Source organism: Nonomuraea sp. B5E05 (assembly GCF_039880665.1).
Classification (GTDB): Bacteria; Actinomycetota; Actinomycetes; order Streptosporangiales; family Streptosporangiaceae; genus Nonomuraea.
The window spans coordinates 218,814-233,826 of the sequence record NZ_JBDPMJ010000010.1 but is presented as its reverse complement, the minus strand read 5'-3'; the positions used below and the strand labels follow the sequence as shown (position 1 = coordinate 233,826).

Annotated in this window: 13 protein-coding genes; 4 read left to right on the top strand and 9 right to left on the bottom strand. The window is 72.2% G+C overall.

Annotated elements, in window-relative coordinates; translation table 11 throughout:
* Nucleotides 1-5: 5 nt before the first annotated feature.
* The 6 genes from ABGB01_RS20740 to ABGB01_RS20715 all read right to left on the bottom strand — a co-directional run bounded on the left by ABGB01_RS20740 (nucleotide 6) and on the right by ABGB01_RS20715 (nucleotide 5,255).
* Complete coding sequence (locus tag ABGB01_RS20740) at nucleotides 6-392, bottom strand: VOC family protein (protein WP_347775189.1); 387 nt, start codon at nucleotides 390-392, stop codon at nucleotides 6-8.
* A complete protein-coding gene (locus ABGB01_RS20735) occupies nucleotides 389-1,210 on the bottom strand; it encodes an ArsR family transcriptional regulator (RefSeq protein ID WP_347775188.1) in 822 nt (273 codons plus the stop codon). Before ABGB01_RS20735 ends, ABGB01_RS20740 begins: the two co-directional genes overlap by 4 nt.
* Before the next feature lie 33 nt (nucleotides 1,211-1,243).
* Nucleotides 1,244-2,431 (bottom strand): chromate efflux transporter, encoded by a 1,188-nt coding sequence (chrA, locus tag ABGB01_RS20730; protein ID WP_347775187.1) that lies wholly within the window; start codon nucleotides 2,429-2,431, stop codon nucleotides 1,244-1,246.
* Nucleotides 2,432-2,604: 173 nt separating this feature from the next.
* Nucleotides 2,605-3,816, bottom strand: a complete 1,212-nt coding sequence (locus ABGB01_RS20725; protein ID WP_347775186.1) for a cytochrome P450 — start codon at nucleotides 3,814-3,816, stop codon at nucleotides 2,605-2,607.
* A 9-nt stretch (nucleotides 3,817-3,825) separates the two neighbouring features.
* On the bottom strand, nucleotides 3,826-4,485 hold the full coding sequence (locus ABGB01_RS20720; protein WP_347775185.1) for a helix-turn-helix domain-containing protein: 660 nt from the start codon (nucleotides 4,483-4,485) through the stop codon (nucleotides 3,826-3,828).
* A 146-nt stretch (nucleotides 4,486-4,631) separates the two neighbouring features.
* A complete protein-coding gene (locus ABGB01_RS20715) occupies nucleotides 4,632-5,255 on the bottom strand; it encodes a TetR/AcrR family transcriptional regulator (protein ID WP_347775184.1) in 624 nt (207 codons plus the stop codon).
* Between the two features lie 115 nt (nucleotides 5,256-5,370).
* Between ABGB01_RS20715 and ABGB01_RS20710 the strand changes: the two genes are divergently transcribed.
* Entirely contained in the window at nucleotides 5,371-6,906 is a 1,536-nt protein-coding gene (locus tag ABGB01_RS20710; protein ID WP_347775183.1) for an FAD-dependent monooxygenase, read from the top strand.
* 21 nt (nucleotides 6,907-6,927) lie between these two features.
* On the opposite strand, the gene ABGB01_RS20705 is transcribed toward ABGB01_RS20710, so the two are convergent.
* Entirely contained in the window at nucleotides 6,928-8,562 is a 1,635-nt protein-coding gene (locus ABGB01_RS20705; protein ID WP_347775182.1) for a cytochrome bc complex cytochrome b subunit, read from the bottom strand.
* A gap of 316 nt (nucleotides 8,563-8,878) precedes the next feature.
* On the opposite strand from ABGB01_RS20705, the gene ABGB01_RS20700 reads away from it, so the two are divergent.
* Together ABGB01_RS20700 and secD are read left to right on the top strand one after the other, a co-directional pair.
* Nucleotides 8,879-9,223, top strand: a complete 345-nt coding sequence (locus ABGB01_RS20700; RefSeq protein WP_347775181.1) for a hypothetical protein — start codon at nucleotides 8,879-8,881, stop codon at nucleotides 9,221-9,223.
* Between the two features lie 38 nt (nucleotides 9,224-9,261).
* Nucleotides 9,262-11,505 carry a protein translocase subunit SecD gene (gene secD, locus ABGB01_RS20695; protein ID WP_347775180.1) on the top strand — a complete coding sequence of 748 codons (2,244 nt, stop codon included), beginning with the start codon at nucleotides 9,262-9,264 and terminating at the stop codon, nucleotides 11,503-11,505.
* Nucleotides 11,506-11,662: 157 nt separating this feature from the next.
* Here secD and ABGB01_RS20690 read toward each other — a convergent pair whose 3' ends face one another.
* Entirely contained in the window at nucleotides 11,663-12,274 is a 612-nt protein-coding gene (locus ABGB01_RS20690) for a helix-turn-helix domain-containing protein (RefSeq protein WP_347775179.1), read from the bottom strand.
* Between the two features lie 100 nt (nucleotides 12,275-12,374).
* Between ABGB01_RS20690 and ABGB01_RS20685 the strand changes: the two genes are divergently transcribed.
* Nucleotides 12,375-13,850 carry a hypothetical protein gene (locus ABGB01_RS20685; protein WP_347775178.1) on the top strand — a complete coding sequence of 492 codons (1,476 nt, stop codon included), beginning with the start codon at nucleotides 12,375-12,377 and terminating at the stop codon, nucleotides 13,848-13,850.
* On the opposite strand, the gene ABGB01_RS20680 is transcribed toward ABGB01_RS20685, so the two are convergent.
* On the bottom strand, nucleotides 13,834-14,793 hold the full coding sequence (locus tag ABGB01_RS20680; RefSeq protein ID WP_347775177.1) for a nitronate monooxygenase: 960 nt from the start codon (nucleotides 14,791-14,793) through the stop codon (nucleotides 13,834-13,836). The genes ABGB01_RS20685 and ABGB01_RS20680 overlap by 17 nt on opposite strands.
* Between the last annotated feature and the right edge of the window lie 220 nt (nucleotides 14,794-15,013).

Below are 15,013 nucleotides of genomic sequence, written 5' to 3'. Positions count from 1 at the left end.
GCGGCTCAGCGCCCGGCGGGCTCGAACAGCTCGACGAGATTGCCCGCCGGGTCGGCGAGCAGGATCTGGCGCCCGCCCGGCCCCGCGACGACCTCGCCGCGGAAGGACAGCCCGGCGGCTCGCAACCGGTCGATCTCGGCGTCGAGGTCGTGGACGGTGAGATGGATGCGGTTGCGGCCCGGCGCGGCGGATCCCTCGGGCGTGGCCCGGGCGCCGGAGCTCTCCGGCCCGGACAGCAGCAGCCGCAGCGGGCCGCGGACCACGTCGGCGAAGGCGGGCGCGGGGTTGGCGCGCAGGGTGAAGCCGAGGTGCGTGGTGTAGAAGCGCACGGCGGCGGCCACGTCGTCGACGATGTAGCGGACGCCGGCGAGTTCGGCGGGTGGCGTGGTCATGACGTTTCCTCCGGGTCGGCGGTGCGGGTGAGAACGGGCAGCAGGTAGCGGATGCGGGTGTCGATCTCCTCCGCCGTGCGCAGGAAGGCGGGGTAGCTCGCCTGATCGTCGTCGCCCGGCGCGGCCGGGTCGGGGATGCTCCAGTGCGCCGGCCGGGGGCGGCCGCCGAACACGGGATGCACCTCGCGGACCTTGTCGCACAGGCTGATCAGGTGATCGAAACGGCGGTGGGCCACGGTGTCGAGATGGCGCGTCCGCCGGTCGGGCAGGTCGACGCCGTAGTGCTCGCGCAGGACGCGTACGGCGTTGGGATGCACGCACGGTTTCGGGTGGCTGCCGGCGCTGGTCACCTCCACGTGCCCGCCGCTGCGGTGGCGCAGCAGCGCGGCGGCGATCGGCGAGCGGGCGCTGTTGCCGGTGCACGCGAACAACACCCGGGGACGAGCCGGGACCTCGCCGGGCGCGCCGGATGACGGGCTGGATGACGGGCTGGATGACGGGGCGGGTGACGGGGCGGGATCGAGGTGCAGCGCCGGATGGAGGGCGGCGCCCGCCTCGGCCAGCGCGTGCGCGCAGCGCTCGAGGTCGAGGTGGTAATAGCTGTCGCGGGCGTCGAAGCTGCTGCGACGGGCGGTGACCAGCCCGCTTCCGCGCAGCAGCCGCAGATGGTAGGAGATCAGGTTCTGCGGGTGGCCGAGCAGCTCGACGAGCTCACGCACCCGGTGGTCGCCGGTGGCCAGCGCGGTCAGCAGGCGCCATCGCAGGGGATGGGCGGCCATGCGTACGAACGCCGGGGCGGTTCGGCCGGTGGTCACCATGCCGCCAGAATACATCAAAAGCATTTGATGGACTCAGCCGAGCAGTGTGCGGGCCAGCCCGACGGCGGCGCCGCCGGCGATCAGCCAGGCGTTGTTGAGCCTGGTCGTCCAGAGCAGCACCAGGCTGAGCGCCGCTATGGCCGCGGTCAGCGGGTCGACGACGGCCGTGCGGGCGAGCTGGTAGGAGACCCCGGCCATGAGCGCCAGCGCCGCGGCGTTCACCCCGTCGAGCAGGGCGGACGCCCACCCGCTCGAACGCAGCCAGCCGGTGAGCCGGGTGAGCAGGCCGACGAAGACGAACGACGGCAGGAAGATGGCCACGGTGGCCAGGAACGCGCCGATCGGCCCGGCGACGACATAGCCCACGAAGGTGGCGGTGGTGAACACCGGCCCGGGGGTGACCTGCCCGATGGAGACCGCGTCGGCGAGCTGCTGCGAGCTGAGCCAGCCGAGCCGCTCGACGAAATCGCCGCGCAGGAAGGCCAGCAGCACGTAACCGCTGCCGTACAGCACCGAGCCGATCTTCAGCATGGTGAGGAACAGCTGCGTCAGCTGACCTCCGGTCGGGTCGGGGAAGAGGGGCGATCCGCCGAAGGAGAGCAGCGGGGCGGCGAGCACGCCAGGCAGCCGGTTCTGACCGCCGGGCGGGCGGCGCGGCAGGCGTACGGCGAACGCCAGCAGCGCCCCGGCCGCCAGGATCAGCAGCTCGTTGACCCCCGCCAGGTAGGCGGCCAGCGCGGCGAGAGCCAGGACGCCCAGCCACACGGTCTTGATCACCGTGCGCCACAGGCCGAACAGGGCGTGGGCGATGATGGCGATCACCGCCGGGACGACGCCGTACAGGAGGCCCTCGGCCGCGGGCGTGCTGCCGTAGGTGACGTAGGCCCAGGCCAGGGCGGTGACGATGAGCGCGGCGGGGAGGATGAAGCAGACCCCGGCCGCGACGAGACCGCGCATGCGCGCACGGTCGTGGCCCAGGTGGATGGCCAGCTCGGTGGAGTTGGGCCCCGGGATCAGGTTGGTCGCGCCCATCAGGTCGGCGAAGCGCTCGTCACTCACCCAGCCGCGGCGGCGCACCAGCTCGTCGCGCATCATCGCGGTGTGCGCGGCCGGGCCGCCGAAGGCGATGGTGCCCAGCTTGAGGAAGAGCAGCGCCACCTCCCGCACCGCGTGCCAGGACGCCCTCGCCTCGCCGGAACCTCCGGTGACGTGCTCGCTCACCGCCGCGGTCCTTCCTCTGGTGTGGCCGGCCGCGGCGACTCTATCAAATCCATTTGATGTAACAGTATGGCGTGGATCACGTGTGGCGGCGCTCTACGACGAGATCGTCGAGGCCACCGAGCGGTGGCTGGAGCGGGGCGGGCCACAGGGCTCGCCCCGCCGGCGGGGCGCGGTCAGCGCGGCGGCCAGAGCAGCGGCAGGCGGCGCACTCCCGTCATGGTCGGGGTGGGGATGAACTCGACGGGCTCGTCAGGGTCGGCGCGCAGGGGGTCGAGGCGATCGAGCAGGATGTTGAGCGCGACCCGTCCTTCCAGCCGGGCCAGGGGCGCGCCGAGGCAGAAGTGGATGCCGCGGCCGAAGGCGAGATGCGGGTTGGGGTCGCGGCCGGGGTCGAAGACGCCGGGGTCGGGGAACTGCCGGGGATCCCGGTTCGCCGGTCCCAGCCAGGCCATCACGAGCTGGTCGGCGGGTATCGTCACGCCGCCCAGCTCGGTCTCGCGCATGGTGGTCCTCGCGAGGGCGGCGAACGGGGTGAAGTAGCGCAGGGACTCCTCGATCACGGCAGGAACGGTGGAGCGGTCGGCCCGGACCCTGTCCTGCTGCTCGGGGAAGGCGTCGAGGCACAGCACCGTGTTGCCGAGCAGCATCGTCGTGGTGATGTGCCCGGCGAGCAGCAGGACGATCGCGAAGTTGACCACCTGGTCGTCGGGCAGCCGTTCGCCGTCCACCTCGGCCTCGACCAGCTTGGTGAGCAGGTCGGCGCGCGGTCGCGCCCTGCGCTCCGCGGCGTGGGCGGCGAGATAGCCGGACATCTCCATCCACGGCTTCATCGCCGCCTTGAGCTCGGCCTCGCGCTCTTCTGACTGCTCGGTGAGTGAGATCTTGCTGTCACGCTCGAACAGCGCATCGGCCCACTGTTTGAACAGGGCACGGTCACTGCTGGGCACCCCCAGCAGTTCGGCGATGACGATGACGGGAAGGGGGTAGGCCAGGTCGGTCACCAGCTCGAACCGGCCCCGTTCGGCCGCCGCGTCGAGCAGTTCGTGGGTGAGGGCGGCGATCCTCGGTTCGAGATCCGCGACCACCTTCCTGGTGAACGCGCTGCTGACCAGCTTGCGCAGCTTGCCGTGCTCCGGCGGGTCGATCTGGGTGATGAAGCCCTCCATCGAAAACTCCTCCGCCTCCGGCATCATGCTCTTGGGAATCACGCGCATGGTGTCGGAGGAGAACGTCGCCGGATCGCCCAGGATCTCCTGCAGTTCCGGATATCCGTAGACGTTCCACATCCCGGTGGCCGTGTCGAACTCGACCGGCTGGCCCGATCGCGGCCCGTGCAGCCAGAAGTGCTGCTGGGGAATGGCGTACCGCTGGACGATGTCGGCCATCGCCTCTCCTTAGTCGTAGATCCACTTTTTGTAGGGCGGGACCAGTTCCGTAAAGATCGAGATGTACTCCGTGGCCGCCGCGGCGAGCACCTCACGCGAGGGCTGCTGCGCCGGCTCGAACACCTCGCGTACGGCGAAGGCGAGCGCGTCGGCCCTGCTCTCCTCGTCAAGCGCGGATTCGGTGCTCTCGGAACCGTCGAGGACGTAGAAGCCCGTCTGCACGGCGGTCATCGTGTACGGCAGGTTGGGCACGTCGGTCCTGAGCAGCGCGTACTTCTCGGCGACCTGGAAGAAGCGCTGGGCCGCGAGCAGGTCGTGGCTGCGCATCGGGTGTTTGGCGAGCTTGCCGAGCAGATCGAGGTCCGTGGTGAGCACCGCTCGGAGGAGCGGCTTGCGGCACATGCTGAGGAAGGACAGGCGTGCGAAGCGGTGCGGTTGCACGTTCGCCGGATCCTGGCGCATCAGTGCGGTGAACTCCTCCACGAGCTCGATGGACTCGCGTAGCAGCAGTGCGTCGAAAAGCTCGTGCTTGGTGCGCCAGTGCAGGTAGACGGTGCCCTTGCCGACCTCGGCCCGTGCGGCGATGTCGTCGACGGTCACCTTGCGGTAACCGTGCCGGAGCAGCAGCTCCCCGGCCGCGTCGAGAATCCGGTCTGCCCGCTCCCGCACCACGACCCCTTTGACTCGATGTGAAATCTGGTCAATTAGTCACACTACGCCGCTCGCCGGTGCGGTCAAAGGGGTGCCGGCGAGAAAAGGGGTGACCTGCGTCACGGGGCCCGGACGTCCGCCGGCCGGGCCCGCCCACGCTGGAGCTACCGGCGGCGGCAGGCCGCCAGTGCGGCCAGGATGACCTCCACGAGCGGCGCGATGTGGTCGTCCAGGGACTCCGCGGGCTGCCACGGGGTGCGCGGCCGCAGGTAGGCCAGCCCGACCAGGCAGTCGACGGCCAGCTCGGTGTCGAGGTCGGCCGGCAGCTCGCCTCTTTCGACGGCGCGGTGGAGCAGCCGGGCTCCCGCGGAGCGGCGGGGCTGCTCCGCGCTGGTCTGCAGGGCCGCGGCCAGGCGCGGGTTCCTGGTGGCCTCGGCGGTCAGGTCGGTGAGGACGCGCATGGTCCGCGGGTCGGCCCGCAGCGCGGAAGCGTGGCGTACGAAGCCTTCGACGTCCTCGCGCAGGGTGCCGGTGTCGGGCAGTGGCACGGCCTCGTCGGCCGTGCGGGTGAGGATCTCCAGCACCAGCGGCTCCTTGGAGGCCCAGCGCCGGTAGATGGCGGCCTTGCCGACCCCCGCGCGGCGGGCGATGGCGTCCATGGACATCCGGGCGTAGCCGCTGTCGATCAGCTCGTCCAGAGCCGCCTGGCGGATCGCGTCGGTGAGGTCGGCGCGCAGCACGGCCGCGCCTGCCGGCCGGCGGTCGGGGCCGGAGGTGGCGTCGGGCATCCGGAAGACCCTCCATTGAGACGGAACGGTTGTGTTCCATCGTAGTGGGGGCTAACGTAACGACGAGGGAACGTAACAGTTCCGTCCTGACGTCGATCATTCATAGGTGGTGGCCATGGCAGATTCCGCTGAGGTCCTGGTGGTCGGGGCCGGGCCCGCCGGTCTCGCACTGGCCTGCGCCCTGCGGCTGCACGGGGTGACGGTGCGGGTGGTGGACCAGGCGCCGGGCCCGGCCACCACTTCACGCGCCAACATCCTGCACGCCCGCGGCGCCGAGGTGCTCGACCGGCTGGGCGCGCTCGGCGACCTGCCCGGCCGCTCGGCCCCCTCCCTCGTCCTGACCACCTACATCGGCGGGCGGGCCGCGATCGTCACCCGCTTCGGCGAGGCCGGCCCGGGCACGCCCAAGCCGGCGCTGGTCCTGCCCCAGACGGACATCGAGGCCCAGCTCCGCGCCCGCCTGGCGGAGCTGGGCGTCGACGTGGAATGGGGCACCGCCCTGACCGACCTCGCCGAGGACGACCACGGGGTCACCGCCGTGCTCGACGGCGGGCGCAAGGTGCGCGCCGGCTGGCTGGCCGGCTGCGACGGCAGCCACAGCACGGTGCGCAAACTGGCCGGCATCCCCTTTCCCGGCGCGCCGCTGACCGACCAGTGGCTCCTGGCCGACGTGCACGCCGGCTGGGATCTCGCCCGCGCCGGCGGACACGGGTGGGCGCACCGGGACGGGCCGCTGTTCGCCATGCCCATGCCCGGGGGCGAATCGGACGACCGGTGGCGGCTGATGGCCTACCTGCCGGGCGCCAAGGACGAGCAGCTCACCGAGCCCGAGATCCTCACGGCCTTCCGCCGCCTGGTGGGCGAGCGCGCCGGCCTCGACGGGGAGAAGGTCCGCGACGCGGTCTGGGCGTCGGTCTTCCGCGTCCACCGCCGGCTGGCCGACGCCTACCGCCGGGGCCGGGTCCTGCTGGCCGGTGACGCGGCCCACATCCACAGCCCGATGGGCGGGCAGGGCATGGTCACGGGGATGGGCGACGCCGAGAACCTCGCCTGGAAGCTCGCGCTCGTCATCCAGGGCCACGCCGGCGAGCGGCTGCTGGACACCTACCAGGACGAACGCCGTCCGCTCGCGACCGAGGTGCTCCGCAACACCAGCGCCACCACCCGCCTCCAGATCGGCGACGGCCCGCTGCTGCGGCTCCTGATCAAGTGGGTGCTGGCGCCGCTGGGCAACCACCCCGCGGTGCAGCGCCGAGCCACCCAGATCGCCTCGCAGCTGGGAGTGAGCTACCGCCGCGGCCCTCTGGCGGTCCGCGGCTCCCTGCTCGGGTCCGGCCGCCGTCCACGATCCGGCGACCGCGTTCCCGACCTGCGGTGCGTCGACACGGACGGCGACGTCACCCGGCTGCATGCCGAACTGGGCGGGCGCTGGGCGCTGCTGGCCACCGCCCGAGCCGCGCCCGCATGCCGGTCGGAGGCGGGCGCGTCCCTGGGCGATCGCGTCGTCGTGCTCACACCGGCCGGCTGGCCAGACGACGAGGTCTGGCTCGTCCGTCCCGACGCGCATCTGGCCTGGCGCGGCCGGCCGGCCTCCGGCGGCCTCGGCCGCTGGCTGCGGGGCGCGCTCCAGCACGGACGCGCGCAGCCGTGACCGGCGACGACGCGGCGGGCGTCAGCCTGGTGGCGCCTTCTTCTCGGGTGTCTTCGCAGCCTGTTTCTCGCCGTCGTGGCCGTCGCCGTACGGGATCTGGTCCTCGCCGTACGCGCGGCTCATCCTCAGCCTGAGCCGGCCGAGCGGGCCCCGGGCGGTCTCGGGCGGGACGCGCTCGCCGTCCCCGCGCGCCCCGGGCAACATCGGGATGGCTGACCTGCCGCGCAGGTGGGCCTCGACGTCGTCCGACGGCGGTGTGTGGACCTCGATGAACTCCCCGTGGGGCAGCCGCCGGATGACGCCGGACTCCACCCCGTGATCGATGGTGGCGGCGTCCGACCGCTGCAGGCCCAGGCACAGCCGGTAGGTGACCAGGTAGGCCAGCGCCGGGCCCAGGAAGATCAGCACCCGGCCGGCGTACGTCGTCCAGTTGAGGCTGACGTTGAAGAAGGTCGCGATCAGGTCGTTGGCGCCGAGCACCAGGAGCAGGCCGTAGAAGGTGATGCCGGTCACGCCGATCGCGGTGCGGTGCGGGTTGTTGCGGGGACGGTCCGCGACGTGGTGCTCGCGGCGGTCGCCGGTGATCCAGCGTTCCAGGAACGGATAGAGCACCAGGCCGGTGAGGATCAGGCCCAGCGGCGCCAGCGCCGGGATCAGCACGCTCAGCGGCAACGTGCCCGCCTGGGCGGTGCCGAAGAGGTTGATCTCCCAGGAGGGCATCATGCGCAGGGAGCCTTCGAGGAAGCCCATGTACCAGTCCGGCTGGGATCCCGCGGAGACGTCCGACGGCGTGTAGGGGCCGTACAGCCAGATGGGGTTGATCTGGGTGAAGGTCGACAGCCCGGCCAGTACGGCGACCGTGAAGAGGAGGAACGCGCCTGACTTGGCCATGAAGGCGGGCAGGAGCGGCGCGCCCACCACGTTCTTCTCGGTACGGCCCTTGCCCGGCATCTGCGTGTGCTTCTGCACCCACATCAGCGCCAGGTGGGCGGTGATGAGCGCGATCAGAATGCCCGGGATCAGCAATATGTGCAGGGTGAAGAAGCGCTGGATCACGACATCGCCGGGATACTCGCCGCCGAACAGGAGGAACGACAGGTACGTGCCCACCAGCGGGAGCGACATCAGCACTCCCTGAGTGATCCGCAGCCCGGCGCCGGACAGCAGATCGTCGGGCAGGGAGTAGCCGGTGAGCCCCTCGGCCAGGGCCAGGGTGAACAGCGCGATGCCGATCAGCCAGTTCAGCTCGCGCGGCTTGCGGTAGGCGCCGGTGAAGAACACCCGCATCATGTGCACCATCAGGCTGGCGATGAACAGCAGGGCGGCCCAGTGGTGGATCTGCCGGAGCAGCAGACCGCCGCGCACATCGAAGCTGATATCCAGGGTCGAGGCGTACGCCTCGGACATCATCACGCCCCTGAGCGGCGCGTAGGAGCCGTCGTAGACGACATGTCCCATGCTGGGCGTGTACCAGAAGGTCAGGAACGTTCCGGTGAGCAGCAGGATGATGAACGTGTAGAGGGCGATCTCGCCCAGCAGGAACGACCAGTGGTCCGGGAAGATCTTGCGCAGATTGCGTTTGAGGGTGGGCGCCACCCCCAGCCGGTCGTCGAGATATCCGCTCGGACCGGCGATGAATTTGGGCACTTTGTTCATGCATGGCCTCCCCGTGGGCCGCCGTGCCGGCGCGGCGGGACGCGGGAGAACGTCGTCACTCCCCCCGCGGCGAGCCGCTGAAGCAACTGGTAAGCCGCATTACCGAAGCGTAGTCTCGCGACCGTCAACGGCGGCTAAGCCGGACCGGTGTTCCGGGCAAAAGGATGGAAGGCCGGCAAGTCAGGCCGGCCGCTCGGCGCTGCCCGACAGCCGGGACGGTTCAGGCAGGGGCCGACGTGCCCCGCCGCGCGACGGGAATGATCCCCGCACCGGCCGCAGGGGGCTAGGCTGGGAGCTTTGAGGGGGAGGAGGAGTGATGCGCGGGAGACTGCCTGCCGCACTGGTCTTCCTCCTTTCCTGGTTCCTGCCGGCCGTCGCGCACGCGCAGCCCGTCCAGCCGGTCACCACCGTCAAGACCGCCACCTTCGCGGCCGGGCAGCAGCCCGCCGCCCGGCAGCACCCGCTCCAGCCCGCCGCCGCGCGCATATGGGCCGGCACGCACACCTTCACCGGCGCGGGAGGCGCGGCGCTGCCCGCCTCCGAGCTCCTGCACGTCCGGCCCGCGTGGGCCGTGGTCGTCTCCAGGCCCGCCCCCGAGGCCACAGCGCAGCGCAAGCCGGTGGCCTCGCCCGCCCGCGCGCCTCCCTCCACAGCGCACTGACGATCTTTTTCCGCACGTTTTAGCCTGTGGAGGCTGCCATGTTCCGTGCGCCGTTCTGGCGTGCGGTGACGGCGCTCGCCGTCATCGCGATCTCATCCGTACTAGCGCTGTCCATGGAGCCGCGCCTGGGTCTCGACCTGCGCGGCGGCACCCAGCTCGTCTTCGAGGCGAGAGACTCACCGACCGTCAAGGCCGACGCGGCCGCCACCGACCGCGCGCTGTCCGTGCTGCGCCAGCGGGCCGACGCGCTCGGCGTGGTCGATCCCACGCTGGTCCGCTCGGGGGAGAAGCGCATCATCGTCGAGCTGCCCGGCGTGCTCGACCCGCGCAAGGCGGCCGAGGTCATCGGCCGCACCGCGCAGCTCGCGTTCCACCCCGTGACCGGCGCGGCCAAGCAGGGGGACAAGTCGGCGCTGCCCGACGAGAACGGGCAGCCGCTGAACCTCGGGCCGCCCGCCATCACCGGCGACGGGGTGAGCGACGCCGCCGAGCAGAGCGACCCCCAGCGCGGCCCCGGGTGGTTCGTGACCCTCGACTTCCGCGACGCCGCCGCCTGGCAGCGGCTGACCGGCGCGGCCGCGTGCGAGCAGGTCGGCGACCCGAAACGCAGGGTCGCGATCGTGCTCGACAAGGAGATCATCTCCTCGCCGCCGCTCGACCCGTCGGTGGCCTGCAAGGTCGGCATCCCCGGCGGGAAGTCCGAGATCACCGGCTCGTTCACGCACCAGGAGGCCCGTGACCTCGCCGTGCTGATCAAGGGCGGCGCGCTGCCCGTCCCGCTCGCCATGGTCGAGCAGCGTACGGTGGGCCCGACGCTCGGAGAGGCGGCCATCGAGGCGAGCGCCCAGGCGGCGGTCGTGGGCCTGATCCTGACGGCCGGGTTCATCATCGCCGTCTACCGCCTGTCCGGGCTGCTGTCCACGATTGCGCTGGTCTGCTACGGCCTGATCTCCTACGCGGCGCTGGTGGCGATGGGGGCGACGCTGACGCTGCCGGGCCTGGCCGGGTTCGTGCTGGCGATCGGCATGGCCATCGACGCCAACGTGCTGGTCTTCGAACGAGCCAGGGAGGAGTACGGCCAGGCGCCCAAGAGAGGGCTGAAGTCGGCGATGGCCAAGGGCTTCAAGAACGCCTGGAGCGCCATCGCCGACTCCAACATCACCACCCTGATCGCCGCCGGCCTGCTGTTCTGGCTGGCGTCGGGTCCCGTCAAGGGCTTCGGCGTGACGCTGGCCGTCGGTGTGCTCGCCTCGCTCGTCTCCGCGATGCTCATCACCCGCGTGCTCACCGAGTTCGCCATGAACAAGATGAGCCCCCGCCTGTCGGGCGTCGCCTCGCCCGGCACCGTCAGGACCTGGCTCGCCCGCAAGAACCCGCAGCTGATGAAGGCCGGAAAGCTGTGGCTGACGGTCGCGGGCGGACTGGTCCTGGTGGCCGTCGCCGGGCTGCTCGTCCGCGGGCTGAACTTCGGCGTCGAGTTCACCGGAGGCCGGCTCGTGGAGTTCACCACGAACCGCCCGATCCCGGCCGAGGCCGCGAGTGAGGCGGTCTCGCGCGCCGGGTTGCCCACGGCGGTGGTGCAGTCCAGCGGCGACACCGTCACCGTGCGCGCGGCCGAGCTCGGCATGAACGAGGCCGCGCAGATCGAGCAGGAGCTGGAGCGGGAAGCCGGCGAGGTGACGAAGCAGCGCGAGGAGTTCATCGGCCCGAGCCTGGGTGAGGAACTGCGCCGCAACGCGCTCATCGCGCTCGGCGTGGCCGTCGCGATGCAGCTGCTCTACCTGGCGATCAGGTTCCGGTGGACGTTCGGCGCGGCGACGGTGATCGCGCTGCTCGTGGACGTGTTCGTGGTCGCGGGCCTGTTCGCGTGGCTGGGCAAGCCGATCGACGGCGTCTTCCTCGCCGCGATGCTGACCATCGTCGGTTACTCGGTCAACGACAAGGTGGTGGTGTTCGACCGGGTGCGGGAGTTGTGGACGGCACGCCGCAAGGAGCCGTTCGCCGCGTCGGTGAACGGCGCGATCCTGCAGACCATGCCGCGCACGGTCAACACCGGTCTCGGAGCGCTGTTCATCCTGGTCGCGCTCATGGTCTTGGGCGGTGACTCGCTGCAGGACTTCGCGATCGCGCTGGTGGCCGGCATCGTGATGGGTACGCTGTCCTCCTCCTTCGTGGCCGGGCCGGTGTCGATCGTGTTGTCCAGGTTCGACCGGCGGCCGCCGCCGGAGCCCGCCAAGCGCCGCGCACCCGAGGCCCGCAAGGGGTCGGGCGCCGTGGTTTGACGCGCTCCCCGGCCTGAAGCCGAAGGCCGGAGATCGTGGCCTGTGCCGCCGCTGCTCATGCGGCGGCACTGCCACGGCTTCCTGGGCGCTGACCCTGCCCCACCCGCGCCGGCGGGCCGCCCTCCAGCAGCGCCGCCGCGAGCAGGTCACCCCCGTTTCATGCCTGCCCCCGCTGTTGGGCGCCGCCGCCCGCGCTCTGGTCGGCGAGGGCCGCGAGGCCTTCCCGCACGTAGTCGCGCAGCGGGCGGGAGCGGCCGTCGAGGTGCCACTGCTCCAGCGCGCCGAAGTAGGCGCCGAACAGGTAGGACCGGGCGATGACGCGGGCCCGTGCCGGGCTCTGGCCGGCGTCCCGCAGCGGGGCGGCCAGCCGCTCGGCCTCCTCGTCGAGCGCGCCGTAGACGGCGGCCCGCACGGAGGGCTCCTCCATGACGTAGCGCATCCCCCGCCAGGACCTGCGGGGCCCGCCCTCGGACGCGTCCGGACCCTCGCCGATGCGGACGATCAGCCGTTCGAGCGTGCCCGGCAGGTCGCCGGGGTCGATCTGCCCGGAGTAGCCGTCGAGGCCGACGGCGGCGAGGGGATCGGCGGTGAACAGGCCTTCCTTCGTGCCGAAGTAGCGGTAGAAGGTGCGCGGCGACACGCCGGACGCGGCCGCGATCTCCTCGATCGTGACGGCGGAGTAGCCGCGCTCGTCGAACAGGTCCATGGCGGTGTCCATGATCCGGTGGATCGCGTCCAGCCGGTTGCGCTGGCGAAGGGTCAGGGGCACGGGGCCAGCGTACTGGGTGTGCTCATGATTGTCAGTAACTGCCGTATTGACAGCTACTGCCAGGTAGCTGATTCTAGAGGCACCAGGAGAGGAGGACGGAATGAGACCCTTCGAGATCGTGCTGGTGGCGGTGGACCTGCTGGCGCTCCTCGTGCTCGCGGTGCCGCCACTGCGCCGAGCGCGGCACGTGGCGCCGCTCGCCGCGCTCGCCGCCGTGGCGCAGGTGCTGGTGGAAGGGGCGCGCATGCCGCTCGTCCCCGCGTACGCCCTCGCCGTGGCGCTGTCGGCGGGGTGGCTCTGGCGGACCCTGCGCCCGCCCGTTCCCTCCTGGGCGGGCAGGCTCGGCACCGCGCTCGGCGCGATGGGGCTGGTGCCGGCCGTGGCCCTGCCGATGGTGCTGCCGGTGCTGAGCTTCCCCCCGCCCGAGGGCCCGCACGGCATCGGCACGCTGACCTATCACTGGACGGACGCAGGCCGCCAGGAGATCCTCGGCCCTGACCCGGCCGCGCGCCGGGAGCTGATGGTGCAGATCTGGTATCCGGCGCGGCCCGGCCCGTCGGCCCCGCGCAGCCCGTACGTGGAGGATCCCGGAGTCATCACCGCGGTCGCCGGGCTGGCCGGCGTGCCCGACGCCACCTTCCAGCACATGCGCCAGTCGACCAGCAACGCCGTCACCGCCGCCCCCGCCGTGCCCGGCCGCCATCCGGTGCTGGTGTTCCTGGAAGGGGCGCAGGGCTTCCGGCAGATGAACATGTTCCAGGTCGAGCCCTTGGTCTCCCGCGGTTACGTCGTCGTCGCCATCGACCAGCCGTACGCCGCCGGATCGGTACGGTTCCCCGACGGGCGCTCGATCGCCGGGCTGCCACGCGACCGCCTGATGGCGCTCGTCGATCAGAGCCTCAAGCCGGCCGCGACAGCGCCGGTGCTGAACGGCCGCCCCCTCGCGGACGGCATGATCCCGCACCTCGCGCAGGACGTGACCTTCACGCTCGACCGGCTGGCCGGGCTCGACCAGGCCGACCCCCGCGGCGTCCTGACCGGGCGGCTGGACCTGCGGCGTACCGGAGTCTTCGGCATCTCACTCGGGGGCATCGTCACCGCGCAGGCCTGCGCGCGCGAACCCCGCCTGCGCGCCTGCCTGATCATGGACGCCCCCATGCCCGAAGGCGTGGTGCGCGACGGCATCGAGCAGCCGGCCATGTGGCTCACCCGCGACGCCGCGACCATGCGCCGGGAAGGCTGGGACGAGGCCGAGGTCGAGCGGCACCAGATCACCATGCGGGCGCTGTACGACAAGCTGCCGGGAGCGGGCTATTTCGTGCTCATGCTGGACACGTACCACGTCGACTACACCGACGCGCCCCTCTGGTCGCCGCTCATGCGCGCGGCGGGCCTGGCCGGGCCGATCGGCGCCGAGCGGGCGCACTCCATCATCAACGCGTACACGCTCGCGTTCTTCGACCGGCACCTGAAGGGCGCCCCGGCGGACCTGCTCGACGGGAAGCCCGGGTTCCCCGGCGTGCGGTTCGACAGCCGCCAGGGAGGTGAAGCGGCCGGGGTCAGTGGGGGGTGGTGAAGCGGGACAGCAGGGTGTCGGCGGCGGCGAAGTCTTCTACGACGTCGGCCGCCGTGCGCTGCCGCCGCACCAGGCCCACGGCCTGCCCGGCGTAGACGCAGGCGGTGTCGAAGTCGCCCTCGCGACGGGCCCGCGCCAGCTCCGACTGCGCCGTCTCGTCGCCGGCCAGCTCCGCCTCCCGGCCCGCCCACCGGTCGAAGAACGCGTTGCGCAGGGCGCGGCCGCCGTACTCGGAGGGCCAGGCGAGCCGCTGGGCCACGTCGAAGACACGCCCGTAGGCGGTGCCGGTCTCGCCGGCGTCGAGGATCCGCTGCCGAGCCGCCTCCGAGGCGGTCGTCTCCGAACACCCGAGGAAGGCGGTGCCCACCCAGGCGCCCTCCGCGCCCGCTGCCAGGACGGCGGCCAGGCCACGGGCCGTGGCGATACCGCCGGCGGCGAGCACCGGCACGTCCACCCCGTCCAGAACGCTCTGCAGCAGCGGCAGCGTGGCCACGTCGGCGCGCCCGTGCCCGCCGCCCTCGCCGCCGCGGGCGACGACCACGTCCACCCCGGCCCGCTCGGCGGCGCGGGCCTCGTCCGTGGTGCCCGCCTGGACGGCCACGGTGACGCCGGCCTCCCGCAGCGGACCGACGTACGGAAGGTAGTCGCCGAAGCTGACGGACACCAGGGCGGGACGGGCCGTGAGGACCGCCTCGAACTGGCCGGGGTTGCCCGGCAGCGCCCAGGCCATCAGCCCGACGCCGTACGCCCGCCCGCTCGCGGCGGCCACCGCCGCCTGTTCGGTGACCCACGAGCCAGGCGCGGTGGGGGGCACGCCGACCATGCCGAGCCCGCCCGCCCTGGAGACGGCCGCGGCGAGCCGCCCGTCGCCCACGCCCGCCATCGGCGCGCCGACGAGCGGCACATCGAGCCGGAAACGGCCGGTCAGCCAGGTGTTCGGCATCCTGTCAGCTCCTTCGGGACTCCGGGGATCGCCTGCCGCGCTCCACGCCGGTCGTGACCATGGTGCCAACGACCCGGCCCGCACCGCACGATGCGCAGGTGCGCGGCATGTCGCAGGCCGTGCCACCGGCGAACCCGGGACCCCGCCAGGCGTACCCGGCTGTGCGCCCCCGGCCCGCCGCCCGGGCAGGCTGTCCGGCCCGTCCCGGCAGGGCCTCAGG

What these genes read in the sequence shown, in the direction of transcription:
- ABGB01_RS20740 (WP_347775189.1), bottom strand. Translation starts at nt 392, where the DNA reads ATGACCACGCCACCCGCCGAACTCGCCGGCGTCCGCTACATCGTCGAC.
- ABGB01_RS20700 (WP_347775181.1), top strand. Translation starts at nt 8,879, where the DNA reads ATGCGCGGGAGACTGCCTGCCGCACTGGTCTTCCTCCTTTCCTGGTTC.
- ABGB01_RS20715 (WP_347775184.1), bottom strand. Translation starts at nt 5,255, where the DNA reads ATGCCCGACGCCACCTCCGGCCCCGACCGCCGGCCGGCAGGCGCGGCC.
- ABGB01_RS20725 (WP_347775186.1), bottom strand. Translation starts at nt 3,816, where the DNA reads ATGGCCGACATCGTCCAGCGGTACGCCATTCCCCAGCAGCACTTCTGG.
- secD (WP_347775180.1), top strand. Translation starts at nt 9,262, where the DNA reads ATGTTCCGTGCGCCGTTCTGGCGTGCGGTGACGGCGCTCGCCGTCATC.
- ABGB01_RS20705 (WP_347775182.1), bottom strand. Translation starts at nt 8,562, where the DNA reads ATGAACAAAGTGCCCAAATTCATCGCCGGTCCGAGCGGATATCTCGAC.
- ABGB01_RS20735 (WP_347775188.1), bottom strand. Translation starts at nt 1,210, where the DNA reads ATGGTGACCACCGGCCGAACCGCCCCGGCGTTCGTACGCATGGCCGCC.
- ABGB01_RS20710 (WP_347775183.1), top strand. Translation starts at nt 5,371, where the DNA reads ATGGCAGATTCCGCTGAGGTCCTGGTGGTCGGGGCCGGGCCCGCCGGT.
- ABGB01_RS20680 (WP_347775177.1), bottom strand. Translation starts at nt 14,793, where the DNA reads ATGCCGAACACCTGGCTGACCGGCCGTTTCCGGCTCGATGTGCCGCTC.
- ABGB01_RS20685 (WP_347775178.1), top strand. Translation starts at nt 12,375, where the DNA reads ATGAGACCCTTCGAGATCGTGCTGGTGGCGGTGGACCTGCTGGCGCTC.